15 protein-coding genes are annotated in these 13900 nt (G+C 72.5%); 11 read left to right on the top strand and 4 right to left on the bottom strand.

Going from position 1 to position 13900, the window contains the following annotated elements; translation table 11 throughout:
* Position 1: 1 nt before the first annotated feature.
* A complete protein-coding gene (locus ASF58_RS13515) occupies positions 2 to 1084 on the bottom strand; it encodes an ABC transporter ATP-binding protein (RefSeq protein ID WP_055952881.1) in 1083 nt (360 codons plus the stop codon).
* Positions 1085 to 1100: 16 nt separating this feature from the next.
* Positions 1101 to 1793, bottom strand: coding sequence for a Crp/Fnr family transcriptional regulator (locus tag ASF58_RS13510; RefSeq protein ID WP_055952878.1), 693 nt, complete (start codon positions 1791 to 1793; stop codon positions 1101 to 1103).
* A gap of 183 nt (positions 1794 to 1976) precedes the next feature.
* Between ASF58_RS13510 and ASF58_RS13505 the strand changes: the two genes are divergently transcribed.
* From ASF58_RS13505 to ASF58_RS13480, 6 genes are all read left to right on the top strand, one after another.
* The gene (locus tag ASF58_RS13505; protein WP_055952874.1) at positions 1977 to 3851 is read left to right on the top strand and encodes an ABC-F family ATP-binding cassette domain-containing protein; all 1875 of its coding nucleotides are present in this window, start codon (positions 1977 to 1979) and stop codon (positions 3849 to 3851) included.
* Positions 3852 to 4053: 202 nt separating this feature from the next.
* The gene (locus ASF58_RS13500) at positions 4054 to 5037 is read left to right on the top strand and encodes an alpha/beta fold hydrolase (RefSeq protein WP_055952871.1); all 984 of its coding nucleotides are present in this window, start codon (positions 4054 to 4056) and stop codon (positions 5035 to 5037) included.
* Positions 5038 to 5197: 160 nt separating this feature from the next.
* Entirely contained in the window at positions 5198 to 5632 is a 435-nt protein-coding gene (locus ASF58_RS13495; RefSeq protein WP_055952868.1) for a heme-binding protein, read from the top strand.
* 4 nt (positions 5633 to 5636) lie between these two features.
* A complete protein-coding gene (locus ASF58_RS13490; protein WP_055952865.1) occupies positions 5637 to 7238 on the top strand; it encodes a peptide ABC transporter substrate-binding protein in 1602 nt (533 codons plus the stop codon).
* Positions 7235 to 8158 (top strand): ABC transporter permease subunit, encoded by a 924-nt coding sequence (locus ASF58_RS13485; RefSeq protein WP_055952862.1) that lies wholly within the window; start codon positions 7235 to 7237, stop codon positions 8156 to 8158. The genes ASF58_RS13490 and ASF58_RS13485 overlap by 4 nt, the downstream gene beginning before the upstream one ends.
* Positions 8155 to 9237, top strand: a complete 1083-nt coding sequence (locus ASF58_RS13480; RefSeq protein ID WP_055952859.1) for an ABC transporter permease — start codon at positions 8155 to 8157, stop codon at positions 9235 to 9237. Before ASF58_RS13485 ends, ASF58_RS13480 begins: the two co-directional genes overlap by 4 nt.
* On the opposite strand, the gene ASF58_RS13475 is transcribed toward ASF58_RS13480, so the two are convergent.
* Positions 9221 to 9415, bottom strand: a complete 195-nt coding sequence (locus ASF58_RS13475) for a hypothetical protein (RefSeq protein WP_156375665.1) — start codon at positions 9413 to 9415, stop codon at positions 9221 to 9223. The two genes, ASF58_RS13480 and ASF58_RS13475, sit on opposite strands and share 17 nt — an antisense overlap.
* A gap of 215 nt (positions 9416 to 9630) precedes the next feature.
* Here ASF58_RS13475 and ASF58_RS13470 point away from each other — a divergent pair, with 215 nt between their 5' ends.
* Both ASF58_RS13470 and ASF58_RS13465 read left to right on the top strand, forming a co-directional pair.
* Positions 9631 to 11121: an MFS transporter gene (locus tag ASF58_RS13470; protein WP_055952853.1), complete on the top strand. Its 1491-nt coding sequence runs from the start codon at positions 9631 to 9633 to the stop codon at positions 11119 to 11121.
* A gap of 97 nt (positions 11122 to 11218) precedes the next feature.
* The gene (locus ASF58_RS13465; protein ID WP_055952850.1) at positions 11219 to 11506 is read left to right on the top strand and encodes a hypothetical protein; all 288 of its coding nucleotides are present in this window, start codon (positions 11219 to 11221) and stop codon (positions 11504 to 11506) included.
* A gap of 46 nt (positions 11507 to 11552) precedes the next feature.
* Here the strand turns inward: ASF58_RS13465 and ASF58_RS13460 are convergent, their stop codons facing one another.
* Positions 11553 to 12020 (bottom strand): nucleoside deaminase, encoded by a 468-nt coding sequence (locus ASF58_RS13460; protein WP_055952847.1) that lies wholly within the window; start codon positions 12018 to 12020, stop codon positions 11553 to 11555.
* 116 nt (positions 12021 to 12136) lie between these two features.
* Between ASF58_RS13460 and ASF58_RS13455 the strand changes: the two genes are divergently transcribed.
* The 3 genes from ASF58_RS13455 to ASF58_RS13445 all read left to right on the top strand — a co-directional run bounded on the left by ASF58_RS13455 (position 12137) and on the right by ASF58_RS13445 (position 13397).
* Entirely contained in the window at positions 12137 to 12520 is a 384-nt protein-coding gene (locus ASF58_RS13455) for an SDR family oxidoreductase (protein WP_082513079.1), read from the top strand.
* Positions 12521 to 12663: 143 nt separating this feature from the next.
* Complete coding sequence (locus ASF58_RS13450) at positions 12664 to 13071, top strand: nuclear transport factor 2 family protein (RefSeq protein WP_055952844.1); 408 nt, start codon at positions 12664 to 12666, stop codon at positions 13069 to 13071.
* 122 nt (positions 13072 to 13193) lie between these two features.
* Positions 13194 to 13397 carry a CsbD family protein gene (locus ASF58_RS13445; RefSeq protein WP_055952842.1) on the top strand — a complete coding sequence of 68 codons (204 nt, stop codon included), beginning with the start codon at positions 13194 to 13196 and terminating at the stop codon, positions 13395 to 13397.
* Positions 13398 to 13900: the final 503 nt, after the last annotated feature.

Genomic DNA, 13900 nt, shown 5'->3' with positions numbered 1-13900 from the left:
CTCACCCCGCCGCCGGCATGAGCCAGGCCCGCTCCGGTGGATAGGACAGGTGGACGGTTTCCCCGACCGCGGGCGCCTCCGCATCGGTCGGCGCGCTCACCCGCCAGGCCGTCCCGTCGGCGAGGCGGACCCGGAGCCGGACGCGATCGCCGAGATAGGTCGTCTCGACCACCTGCCCGGGAAGGTCGGGGCCGTCCCCGGACGGGGCGCGCGACAGCGCGATGCGCTCGGGCCGCAGGGCGATCACCCCCTCCCCCGCGGCCGCGCCGCGGGCGCGCAGGGGCCCGAGCGCCGTGTCGAGGCGGGTGAGGCCGCCGGGATCGCGGTCCCGCACCCGGCCGGGGATCAGGTTCACGTCGCCCAGAAGCCCGGCGACGAAGCGGTTGGCCGGGCGCTCGTACAGGCTCGCCCCGTCGCCGATCTGCACGAGGCGACCGCCCTCCATCACGCCGATGCGGTCGGCCAGCGCCAGGGCCTCGGCCGGGTCGTGCGTGACCACGATGAAGCTCGTGCCGAGACGGCGCTGCAGGGCGCGCAGCTCCCCTTGCGTCTCCTCGCGCAGGGCGCGGTCGAGGGCGCCCAGCGGCTCGTCCAGCAGCAGCACCTGCGGCGCGCGCGCCAGGGCGCGGGCCAGGGCGACCCGCTGGCGCTGCCCGCCCGACAGGGTGTCGGGCCGGCGCGGGCCGAACCCGTCGAGGCGCACCAGGCGCAGGAGGTCGTCCACCCGCGCCTGGCGCGCCGCGCGCCCGAGGCCGCTGAGGCCGTAGGCGAGGTTGGCGGCCACGCTCAGGTGCGGGAACAGGGCGTAGGACTGGAACATCATGTTGACCGGCCGGCGATGCGGCGGGTCTGCGGTGATGTCGGCGCCGCCGAGGCGGATCGTGCCGGTGCTCGGGGTCTCGAACCCGGCGATCAGGCGCAGCAGCGTGCTCTTGCCGCAGCCCGAGGGCCCGAGCAGGCAGACGAATTCGCCGGGCTGCAGGGTGAGGTCGAGGTCGGTCACCGCCGCGTGGGCGCCGAAGCGCTTGCCGAGGCCGGCACAGGTCAGCAGGCCGGCCGGACCGGGCGCATGCGTCGACGCCATCGTGGGGGCCGAACGCTCAGCTGTCCTCGCGCAGCGCTTCGGCGACGCGGGCTTCGAGGAGGTCGGGCCGGCGGATCACCAGGGCGCCGCGGGTGCGGTCGATCAGCCCGTCGGCGGCCATGACGGTGAATTCCCGCGTCACCTGCTCGCGGCGGCAGCCGATGCGGGCGGCGAGCACGTGGTGGTAGGGCGGCGGCGTCACCACCCGCTCGCCGTCGCCGCCGGCGCGGGGCACGGAGAGGCGCAGCAGCTCGGCGTAGAGCCGGTGGCGCAGGTCGAGGAGCGCGTGCTCCATCAGGCGGGTGTTCAGCTCGCGCACGCGCTTGGCCAGCAGGCGGAACAGCCGGTCGGCGATCGCCTCCGAGGCGAAGATGATCTGCCGGAACACGGGCGCGGGCACGACGCAGACCTCGCCGCGGGTCAGCGCCGTGACGTTGGCCGAGCGGCCGATGCCGTCGAGGGCCGCGAGCTCGCCGAAGAAGGCGCCGCCGCGCATCTCGCCGAGAATCACTTCCTTGCCCGATTGCGAGCGGTTGAGGATGCGCACCTCGCCGGAGGCCAGGAAATAGACGTCGGTGGAGACGTCGTCGTAATCGACCAGGACTTCGTTCTCGTCGAAGCGACGCCAGTGGCAGCGCGTCTCGTAGACGGACAGCTCGATCCCCGGCTCCTTGAAGAACGGGATGGTCGTCAGCCGTCCTGTGGTCACGCGTCCTGCCCCCTCGTTTTTCGCACCTGATCGATACGCCGTGCAATTCCTGGGTCAAGCTGTCCCGATGTTCCCGCCTGCCGATAGGCGTGGATGCGAGGTCTGCGCCAACCCTGCGCAGCGGCGCGGCGCGGCGCGCACCGGCCGCTTGCCAGTCAGGCCCCGACCCCGCAAAAGCGCGCCATGCTCCGCGTCAACGACCTCACCTACCGCATCGGCGAGCGCCTGATCCTCGACGGCGCCACCTTCGTCATCCCGGACCGCGCCCGCGTGGGGCTCGTCGGGCGCAACGGCGCCGGCAAGACCACCCTGTTCAAGGCAATCCTCGGCGAGCTGCCCACCGAGGGCGGCACGGTGTCGATGCCCAAGGGCATGCGCATCGGCGCGGTGGCGCAGGAGGCGCCCGCCGGCCCCGAGACCCTGCATGCCGTGGTGCTGGCCGCCGACACCGAGCGCGCCCGGCTGATGGCGGAGGCCGAGCACGCCGACGGCCTGCGCCGGGCCGAGATCGAGACCCGTCTGGTGGACATCGAGGCGCACTCGGCACCGGCCCGCGCGGCCGCCATCCTGCACGGCCTCGGCTTCGACGCGGAGGCGCAAGGCCGCCCCTGCTCCGATTTCTCCGGCGGCTGGCGCATGCGCGTGGCGCTCGCCGCCGTGCTGTTCTCCGAGCCCGACCTGCTGCTCCTCGACGAGCCGACCAACTACCTCGACATCGAGGGCACGATCTGGCTCTACGACTACCTGGAGCGCTACCCGCGCACGGCCGTGATCATCAGCCACGACCGCGACCTCCTCGACGAGTGCGTCGACCACATCCTGCACCTCGACCGGGGCAAGCTCAGCATCTACCGGGGCGGCTACACCAGCTTCGCCCGGCAGGTGGCCGAGAAGCGCGTGCTCCAGGCCAAGGCCAAGGCCAAGCAGGATGTCGAGCGGGCCCATCTCCAGAGCTTCGTCGACCGCTTCAAGGCCAAGGCCACCAAGGCCCGCCAGGCCCAGTCCCGGGTCAAGCGCCTCGCCAAGATGGAGATCATCGCCTCGGTGATCGAGGACGACGTGCCGGCCTTCCGCCTGCCGAGCCCGGAGCGGCCGCTGTCGCCGCCCATCGTCGCCATGGAGCGGGTGCAGGCCGGCTACCCGGACCGGATCGTGCTCTCGGGCCTGAACCTGAGTCTCGCTCCCGACGACCGGGTCGCCCTGCTCGGCGCCAACGGTAACGGCAAGTCCACCTTCTGCAAGCTCATCGGCGGGCGCCTGCCTCCCCTGAGCGGCGAGCTGCGCCGCTCCTCCAAGATGGAGGTCGCCTACTTCGCCCAGCACCAGCTCGACGAGCTGCGCCCGGCCGAGAGCGCCTACGCCCATGTCCGCGACCTGATGCCGGACGTGCCCGAATCGAAGGCCCGCGCCGCGGCCGCCCGCCTCGGCTTCTCGGGCACGAAGTCGGAGACGCCGGTCTCCCAGCTCTCCGGCGGCGAGAAGGCGCGCCTGCTCATGGGGCTCGCGGCCTTCCGCGGCCCGCACCTGCTCATCCTCGACGAGCCGACGAACCACCTCGACATCGAGAGCCGCCAGGCCCTGGTGGAGGCGATCAACGACTACGAGGGCGCCGTCATCCTGGTGAGCCACGACCGCTTCCTGGTGGAGGCCTGCGCCGACCGGCTCTGGCTCGTCTCGAACGGCAGCGTGAAGGCCTTCGACGGCGACATGGACGATTATCGCCGCTACGTGCTCGCCGGGCCCGAGCGCGAGGCCGAGAAGGGCACGCCGGAATCGACCGGCGGGGCCAAGGCCGTGGAGCGCCGCTCCAACGCCGACCGCCGCGTCGCCCTCGCCCCCCTGCGCAAGAAGCTCGAGGGCGTCGAGGCGCGCATGAAGAAGCTCACCGACGCCATGGGCAAGATCGACGCGGCGCTCGCCGACGGCACGGCCTTCCAGGCCAATCCGGCCAAGGCCGGCGAACTCGCCAAAATGCGCTCGGACGCCGCCGCCGCCCTGGAGGCGGCCGAGGAGGAGTGGCTGGAACTCAGCGGCGAGATCGAGGGCGCGACGGCCTGAAGCCCGAAGCGATCGTCGCCGGCGCGGAGAGCGACGATGCCGCCATCCTCCCCACACGGGGAAAGGGCGCGGCGTGATCGCGACGGGGCAGGCGCCGAGCGAGACGCCATCCGCGCCGACCCGGTCCCGCGCCGACCGCAGCCCGGAAACATCCGCACCGCCGGGGCGTTTCCGACCGCGCGCCACCTGAGGGACCACGACGATGCCTGATGCCCCCCGTCGCCGGCTCGGGCCCCTGCTGGCGCTGCTGGCGCTGGGGGCCGCCGGGGCCTGGATCGCCTATAGCCGCCTCGGCATCGACCACCGTCGCCGGATGCCGCCGGCCCTCCCCGGCCGGCAGGCCTGCCTCGGCAGCGACGCGGGGGGGCTGTCGTTCTACGCCAGCGGGCCGGACGCGGGCGTACCCCTGCTGCTGATCCACTCCGTCAACGCGGCCGCCAATGCCTACGAGGTCCGGCCGCTCTATCGCCACTACGCACGGACGCGCCCGGTCTACGCCCTCGACCTGCCGGGCTTCGGCTTCTCCGAGCGCAGCGACCGGGTCTACACGCCGGAGCTGATGACGGCGGCGATCCACGCCATGGTGGCGGAGATCCGGCAGCGGCACGGAGGCGCCGCCATCGACGCGATGGCGCTTTCCCTCTCGGCCGAGTTCCTGGCCCGGGCGGCCCTGGCGCGGCCCGACGACTACCGCAGCCTCGGCCTGATCAGCCCGACCGGGTTCGACAAGCGCTACGAGCGCCGCAACCCGTCCGGCAGCGACACGGCCCGGGCGGTGGCCGCCTGTCCGCTCTGGAGCCGGGCGCTGTTCGACCTCCTCGTCAGCCGCCCGAGCATGCGGTTCTTTCTCGAGAAGACCTGGGGTTCGCCCCGGATCGACGAGGGCCTGCTCGCATACGACCAGGTCTCGGCCCACCAGCCCGGCGCCGAGTTCGCGCCCTTCTCGTTCCTGGCCGGACACCTCTTCGCCACCGAGACGGGCCAGGTCTATCCCCGCCTCGACCGGCCGGTCTGGATGGTCCACGGCACCCGGGGCGACTTCGTCGACTACCGCCACGCCGACCGCTTCCGCGGCGATCCGCGCTGGACGGTGGACGTGCTGGAGACGGGCGCCTTCCCGCATTTCGAGCGCCTGCCCGAGGTCACCGCCCGCTACGACGCGTTCTTGGCGCGCTGCGCGCGCTGAGAGTTTGGCCTGGCGCGCTACGCGCGCTGCGAGCCTGGCCTGACGCGGCATGCGCGCAGAGAGCGCTGCCCGGCCCGGCCGGCGCGCGGAGCCCCTGGTCGCTCGCGCCGCGCCGGGTTAGTCGAGGGGCACGCCCGCTCGATCGAAACCCGGAGCCCCGATGTCCGACCTCACCCTCGCCGCCGCGCAGACCATCGTCGCCACCGCCCTCGAGACCGCTCGCGCCCACAAGCTGAAGCCCCTGGCCGTGGTGGTCTACGACGCCCGCGGGGCGCTCAAGGCGATGGGCGCCGAGGACGGGACTTCCCTGCGCCGGGCCGAGGTGGCGATGGGCAAGGCCAATGGCTGCCTCGCCCTCGGCCTCGGCGGCCGGGCGATCCACAAGCGCGCCGAGGAGCAGGCCTACTTCGTCGCCGCCGTCAGCCACCTCGTCGGCCCCGCCGCCCTGGTGCCCGTGCCGGGCGGCGTGCTCATCCGCCGGGGCGAGGCCGTGATCGGCGCGGTCGGCATCTCGGGCGACACCTCCGACAACGACGAGCTCTGCGCGCTGGCCGGCATCGAGGCGGCGGGGCTCACCGCGCAGACCGGCGCCTGAGGCGATGCTGCGCCCGCATCGGCGGTACTGGCTCGTCGGCGGTGCGGCGCTCCTGGCCGCCGGTGGCGTCGGCCGGGCCGCGGCCGCACCGGGCGACCTCTACCGGCGCGGCAACGATGCGGACCCCGAGACCCTCGACCCGCACAAATCCTCGACGGTGGCCGAGGCGCATATCCTGCGCGACCTCTACGAGGGCCTGCTCACCTACGACAATCACGGCGCCCTCATCCCGGGGGCAGCGACCGCCTGGACCCTGTCCGAGGACGGGCTGACCTACGATTTCAGCCTGCGCCCGGATGGGCGCTGGTCGAACGGAGACCCGGTCCGGGCCGGGGACTTCGTCTTCGCCCTCCGGCGCATCCTCGCACCCGCCACGGCGGCCAAGTATGCAGAGGTCCTGTTCCCCCTGAAGAATGCCCGGGCGGTGAACCAGGGGGCGGCGCCCGCCGAGGCCCTCGGGGTCGCGGCACCCGAGGACCGGCGCCTCGTGCTGACCCTCGAGCAGCCGACGCCGTACCTGCTCGAACTCCTGACGCACCAGACCTCCCTGCCCGTGCATCCGCCCTCGGTCGCCCGGCACGGCGACGCCTTCGCCCGGGCCGGCAACAGCGTGACCAACGGTCCCTACCGCCTGCGGGAGGTGGTGCCGAACGACCGCATCACCCTGGAGCGCAACCCGCATTTCCACGCCGCGGCGACGGTGACGATCCCGCAGGTGGCCTTCCTGCCGACGCCGGACCTGTCGAGCGCGGTCCGGCGCTACGCCGCCGGCGAGATCGACTCGCTCGCCGACCTGCCCGGCGACCAGATCGCCTCGCTCAAGGCGCGCTTCGGGGCCCAGGTCGTGCTCGGCCCCTCGCTCGGCCTCTACGCCCTGGCGCTGAACACCCGGAAGGCGCCCTTCGACGACGTTCGGGTCCGGCGCGCCCTCTCCCTGGTCATCGACCGCGAGTTCCTGGCGAGCAAGCTCTGGGGCGAGACCATGGATCCGGCCTACTCCCTCTGCCCGCCCGGCCTCGATCATTACGGCCGCCCGCCCGAGACCGCCGGGCGCGAGGCCCTGCCGATCGACCGCGAGGACGAGGCCCGGGCGCTGCTGGCGGCGGCCGGCTTCGGCGAGGGACGGCCGCTCAGGCTCGAGTATCGCTTCAACACCAGCGACAACAACCGCAACACCGCGCTGGCCATCGCCGACATGTGGCGCGGCCTCGGGATCGAGACCCGCTTCGTCTACACCGACGCCAAGACCCACTTCGCCTACCTGCGCGACGGCGGCGACTTCGACGTGGCCCGCATGTCCTGGATCGCCGATTACTCCGACCCGCAGAACTTCCTGTTCCTGCTGGAGACCGGCAATGACGGCCTCAACCCCGGCCACTACAGCAACCCGGCCTACGACGCCCTGATGCGGCGGGCGGCGGCGGAGCGCGACGTCGCCCGGCGGGCCGAGCTCCTCTCCGCGGCCGAAACCATCGTGGTCAGCGATCTGCCCTGGATCCCGGTGATGCACACCCGCTCGAAGGCCCTGATCGCCCCGCGCCTCACCGGCTACCACCCGAACCTGCGCAACGCCGCCCCGACGCGCTTCCTGAGGCTGACCGCGTGATCGGCTTCGTCCTGCGCCGCCTGCTCCAGGCGATCCCGACGCTGTTCGCCGTGGTCACCGTGAGCTTCTTCCTGATCCGGCTCGCCCCCGGCGGGCCCTTCGACCTGGAACGGCCCCTGCCGCCGGCCGCGATGGCCAACCTCGCCCGGGTCTACGGCCTCGACCAACCCCTCGGCGTCCAGTACCTGCGCTACCTGGGCGCCCTGCTCACCGGCGATTTCGGGCCTTCCTTCTCCTTTCGCGACCTCACGGTCGGCGACCTGTTCGCCCGGGGCCTGCCGGTCTCGATGACCCTCGGTGCCCTCGCCCTGGCGCTCGCCCTGGTGCTCGGCATCGGCCTCGGCGCGCTCGCGGCCTTCCGCCGGGGCAGCGCCCTCGACCGCCTCGTCGGCCTCAGCGCCGGCCTGACGCTCGCGATGCCGACCTTCGTGGTGGCGCCCCTGCTGCAGATCGTCTTCGGCCTGAGCCTGCGCTGGCTGCCCGTGGGCGCTTGGGAGAACGGCGCGCCGGCCAACCTCGTGCTTCCGGTGATCACCCTGGCCCTGCCGCAGGTCGGCGCCCTGGCCCGTCTCACCCGTGCCGCCCTGGCGGAGGTGCTGGCCGCGCAACCGGTCCGCACCCAGCGCGCCATGGGCCTGCCGCCGCACCGCATCGCCCGCCACGCCCTGCGGGGCGCCCTGCTGCCCGTGGTGGCGATTCTCGGGCCGACGGCGGCCTCCCTGCTCACCGGCTCGGTGGTGGTCGAGACCATTTTCGGCCTGCCCGGCATCGGCCGCTACTTCGTCGATGGGGCGCTGAACCGCGACTACACCCTGGTGATGGGCACCGTCGTGCTGGTGGCGCTGTTCGTCATCGTTCTCAACCTCGCGGCCGACCTCCTCTCCGGCTTCCTCGACCCGCGCCTGCGGGCGGCCCGGTGAGGCGCGCCCTCGGGCGCCTCGCCCGCAACCGGGCCGCCCTGGCGGCCCTCGTCGTCCTGGCCCTGGTCACCCTCGCCTGCCTCGTCGGGCCCCTGCTCACCGGCCACGATCCGGGGCGGATCTACCCCGACCTCGTGCGCACCGCCCCCTCGCTGCAGGCCCATCCGCGCCCGGAGGCGATCGCCCCGGCGCTGGAGCGCCTCGCCTTCCGCATGCGGGTGACGGCCGAGGACATCCGGGTCGCGGACGGGCAGCTGCACCTGACGCTGTCGGCCCCGAACCCGATCAACGAGCGGGTGCTGAGCTACCTGCCCCGCTCCGACCTGTTCGGTCCCGTCACCATCCTGTCGCGGGAGGCGGGGGGACGCCGCCTCCTGGTCGCGGCGCCGGTGCGGCGACTGGTGTTTCCCCTCGGCACCGACGGGCTCGGGCGCGACCTCCTCAGCCGCAGCCTCGTCGCCGGCCGGGTGTCGCTCCTCATCGGCCTCGTCGCCACCGGCGTCGCGCTCCTCATCGGCGTCACCTACGGGGCGGTGGCGGGCTATGCCGGCGGCCGGGTCGACGCGGTGATGATGCGCTTCGTCGACGTGCTCTACGCCCTCCCCTTCGTGTTCTTCGTCATCATGCTGCTGGTGTTCTTCCGGGCAGGGCTCGGGCTGATCCTGATCGCCATCGGCGCGGTGGAATGGCTCGACATGGCCCGGATCACCCGGGCGCAGACCCTGGCCCTGCGCCACCGCGACTTCGTCCGCGCCGCCGAGGCGCTGGGCCTCTCCGCCGCCGCGATCCTGCGGCGCCACATCGTGCCGAACACCCTCGGGCCGGTCACGGTGGCGGCGACCCTGCTGGTGCCGCGGGTGATCCTGTTGGAGAGCTTCCTGTCCTTCCTGGGCCTCGGCGTGCAGGAGCCGGCCACGAGCTGGGGCGCGCTCATCGCCGAGGGCGCGCGCGCCATCGAATCCGCGCCCTGGATGCTCGCGGCCCCGGCCGGATTCCTCGTCGCCACCCTGGTCGCGCTGAACCTGCTCGGCGACGGCCTCGCCGAGGCCCTCGATCCGCGCCTCAGCGCGGACCGGTGAGCCCGGGATAGACCACCCGAACCACGCGCCGCTCCTCGGGGATCTCCGAGACCGGCCGGCCCTTGGCGTCCCGCGCCGGGCCCGCATCCGCCGGCACGACGTCGCTCGGCCGCAGCCGCCAGGGATCGAGGCCGTGCGCGCCGGCGCCCCGTCCCGCCTCGGAGGCGGCGGCGGGCATGGTCGCCGGGGGTGTGAGGGCGAGAAGCAGTGCGCAAGACACGCGGAACAATGCGCAAGACACGCGGAACGGGGAGGCAGGCATCGGCGAGGCGTCCGGGAGAACCTGCCGAGTTCAGCCGAGATGACTTAACCTTTGCGCGAAGCTTGGCGGAACCGCCGGGCCCCGGGCCGGATTGCCAACAACTGTCGTGCAGCACGGTTAATGAGGATTCGATGGCAACCAAGGCCGTGGCGGACCGGGGCAGCGCGAGCGCGGGACCGGCGCCGGAGCGGGTCCCGATGGGGACCGTGATCGACACCGACATCTCCGCTCGGCTCGACCGCCTGCCCTGGGGGCGCTTCCACGTCCTCGTCATCGTGGCCCTCGGCATCACCTGGGTGCTCGACGGCCTCGAGGTCACCCTCGCGGGCTCCCTGGTGGGGGCGCTGCGCGCCGAGCCCATGAGCTTCACCGAGTTCGACATCGGCCTCGCGGCAAGCTCCTACCTCGTCGGCGCCGTCACGGGGGCACTCGGCTTCGGCTGGCTCACCGACCGCATCGGCCGCAAGAAGCTGTTCTTCATCACCCTGGCGCTCTACCTCGCCGCCACCGCCGCCACGGGCCTGTCGTGGAATATCTACAGCTTCTGCCTGTTCCGCTTCCTCACGGGGGCGGGGATCGGCGGCGAATACACCGCCATCAACTCGACGATCCAGGAACTCGTGCCGGCCCGCGTGCGGGGCTGGACCGACCTCGTCATCAACGGCTCGTTCTGGATCGGGGCCGCGTTGGGCTCGTTCCTCTCTATCGTGGTGCTGCGCCCCGGCATGATCGACCCGGCCTGGGGCTGGCGCATCGCCTTCTTCGTCGGCGGCGGCATCGGCCTCGTCATCCTGCTCCTGCGGACCTGGATTCCCGAGAGCCCGCGCTGGCTCGCCACCCACGGCTACGTCGCCGAGGCCGACCGGGTCGTCAGCGGCATCGAGAAGCGCTTCACCGACGAGGGCCACACCCTGCCGCCCATCGACGCGCAGAAGCGCATGAAGCTCAGGACCCGCAGCCACACCCCCCTCAAGGAGGTGTTCGGCACCATGCTGGTCGGCCACCGCAAGCAGACCCTGGTGGGCCTCGCCCTGATGGTGGCGCAGGCGTTCTTCTACAACGCGCTGTTCTTCACCTACGCCCTGGTGCTGCAGCGGTTCTACAACGTGCCCGGCGACCACGTCGGCTGGTACCTGCTGCCGTTCGCGCTCGGTTCCTTCCTCGGGCCGCTGCTCCTCGGGCGCCTGTTCGACACCGTGGGCCGCCGGCCGATGATCGCCTTCACCTACGGCATCTCGGCGATCCTGCTGGCGATCACCGGCTACCTGTTCAAGATCGACGTCTTCGGTCCCGTGGGCCAGACGGCGGCCTGGATGGTGGTGTTCTTCTTCGCCTCCGCCGCCGCGAGCGCCGCCTACCTCACCGTGGCGGAGACCTTCCCCCTGGAGATCCGGGCCCTGGCCATCGCGGTGTTCTACGCGCTCGGCACCGGCATCGGCGGCGTCTCCGGTCCGCTGCTGTTCGGCGCCCTGGTGGAGACGGGCTCGCGGGACAACGTGCTGATCGGCTACCTCGTCGGCGCCGTCCTGATGGCGGTGGCGGCGGTGGTCGGCGGGCTCTTCGGCACCGCGGCCGAGGGCAAGTCCCTGGAAGACGTCTCGAAACCTTTGGCGGCAGCCTGATCGTCTGCGATTGCCTGCCGGCAACGCCTCAAACCGCCGGGGATGGTCCGTGTGGGTCTGGCACTGACCCTGTCACGCCCATCCCCGGAAGGACCGCATGCGGAGCATCCCCACCACGCGCACGCGGGTCTGTGCCAGCAGCCTCCGCGTCGCGGGTGTCCTGGCCGGCGCCCCGGCGCTCGCCCAGGGCAACGCCCCCGCCGAGATCAAGCAGCCCGGCCTGCCACGCATGACGGCGCCCGGGTTGGCGGGCGCAGCGGTGGTCAAGCTCGGCGGCCTCGACAAGGGCGGTCCGGGCGCGATCGGCACCGTCGCACCCGGGGCCACGGGTGCCTCCTGCGCCGCGAACACTTCCAGGGCCTCCGGCAGTGCCGGGCAGAACTAGAAGCCGATCGCCGATACGGGCGGCGGCGGCGGCGGGAGCTGAGCCCTCAGGGCACGCGACGCTCGGCGAAGAAGGCCCGCAACAGGTCGGCGGCCTCCCCTTCCCGCAGGCCGCCATAGACCTCCGGGCTGTGGTGGCAGGTCGGCTGATTGAAGAAGCGCGGACCGTTCTCCACGGCGCCGCCCTTCGGGTCCGCGGCCGAGAAGTACAGGCGCCGGATCCGCGCGAAGGCAATCGCGGCCGCACACATCGCGCAGGGTTCCAGGGTGACGTAGAGGTCGCAGCCGCTGAGGCGCTCGTCGTCCAGCGCCTGGCAGGCGGCCCGGATCGCCAGGATCTCCGCATGGGCGGTCGGATCCCGAAGGGCCCGCGGGCGATTGTGGGCGACCGACACGACCACCCCATCCTTCACCACCGCCGCGCCCACCGGGACCTCCCCCTCGGACGCCGCCCGACGCGCCGCCGCAAAGGCGAGGCTCAAGGGGTCGGTGGCGGGCGGGTCGGTCTCGGGCATCGGGTGGAATCCTGACGATCGGTGCCCGTTCCTTGGCCGTCGCGCCGCCGATCCGCAATGGCCTGCCCCCGGCGAGAGGCCCGCGCGGGCGCGCGCTCTCCGGCAGCGCGCGCCGCATGCTCCGCCACGACGGGGTCCGACGGCGCCGGCGTACGGAAGACACCCTCATTTCCCGTGCCCTGGCCGACTGGCCCAGCCCCCAGGGCACCGCCGTGCTGGCGGCGGCCTCCGCTTCCATGGGGGCCTTCGCCCGGGGATTCGCGCTGGAACTGGCGCCCCTGCGCCTCAACACGCTCGCGCCCGGGCCGATCAATGCGCCGCTCCTGGCGCGGATTCGCGGGGCCCATCGCGACGCCTACGGCGCGGCCCTGTCCGAGCGCCTGCCGCAGGGACGCCTCGGCACGGCGGACGAGGCGGGGGCGGCGGTCGTCTTCCAGATGCGCAACAGCTTCATGAATGGCGAGACGCTGCACGTCGACGGCGGTGCCCGCCTCGTCTGACGGCCCGACGCCAGCACGGCCGGGTCTTGCGGAAGGCCACGTTCGCGCGAGACCATGCGCGCGGGGGGCACCGCCGTGCAGGTCGGCGACGCGCGTGTGCCGATCACCCTCGCTGTCTCGATCCCGTGAGAGGACCAGCCCTGATGCCCGAAAGTCCCGAGACCCCGCCGCAGGGGGAAGCGCCGGATGTCGACGCCCTGCTGCGCGCCAACCTGGAGCGCGTGTTCAACGACCGCGCGCCGCATGCGCGTCGCGCGGCGGTGGACGCGCTCTACCGGGAGGATGCCGTCCTGTACGACCCCGCTGGTTCCGTACAGGGACGCGTCGCGATCGCGGACCTCGCCGGCCGGCTCCTGGAGCAATTCGGACCGGGCTTCCGGTTCACGCCGGTCGGAACGGCGACGGGGCATCACGGGCTGGCGGCCCTGCGCTGGCAGGCTGGGCGGGAGGAGGGTCCCGTGACCCTGACAGGGACCGACGTCGCCGCGATCTCCGATGGGAAGATCCAGACGTTGTGGGTGCTCATCGACCCGCCGCAGACCCCTGGGTGAGGGGGATCCGGTTCACGAGGATGTTAAATGGCGGAACATCGCCCCGGCGTGGCCGTTGGACACGGCAATACGGCTTGGTTGAAGCAGAACCGAGCTGTCAACCCGAAGACGAGGAGCGCACGATGAGCAGCACCACCGACAAGATCAAGGGTCTCGCGAACGAGGCCGTCGGCAACGTCAAGCAGGGCATCGGCAATGCGACCGATAACGACAAGCTGAAGGCCGAGGGCAAGGCCCAGGAACTGAAGGGCGAGACCCAAAAGACGGTTGGCGACGCCAAGGATGGCGTCAAGAACGCCGCCGACGCGGTCAAGAGCAAGCTCTAAGCCTCTCGACCCCGGAGCGTCGATCCGGGCGCGACAATCTCGGAAAGGCGGCGCAAGCCGCCTTTTCGCGTGTTCGGGGCCTGCATCCACCGAACCCGCGGCCCTTGCGCGCGGGATCACTCGCAACACGGCGTCCGCTCTGTTATGGGGCAGGCATGACCGACAAGACTGACGACACCATGGGCAAGTCTGAGGACGCGCCTGCCAAGACCTCCCGTTCGAAGCCCAAGGCCTCGACAAAGCCAGCGACCAACACCGTGGCCGCGTCGCGCAAGACCGCGGCACCCGAGACTGGCGAACCCAAGATTGCGGGATCCAAGACTGCGGGCCCCAAGTCTGCGGGAACCAAGACTGGGGCACCGAAGACCCGCGCGCCCGCCGCAGACGCGGTCGCGGCGACCGCGAGCCGGCCCACGAAGGCGGGCAAGGCCGGTTCTGCCGACGCTGACCCTATGAAGTCGGGCGGTGCCAAGTCCGGTGGTGCCGAGTCTGGCCCTGCCGAG

This window comes from Methylobacterium sp. Leaf125 (genome assembly GCF_001423085.1).
Taxonomy (GTDB): domain Bacteria; phylum Pseudomonadota; class Alphaproteobacteria; order Rhizobiales; family Beijerinckiaceae; genus Methylobacterium.
Note: the sequence above shows the minus strand (reverse complement) of the source record. Positions and strands in the feature narration are given on the sequence as shown.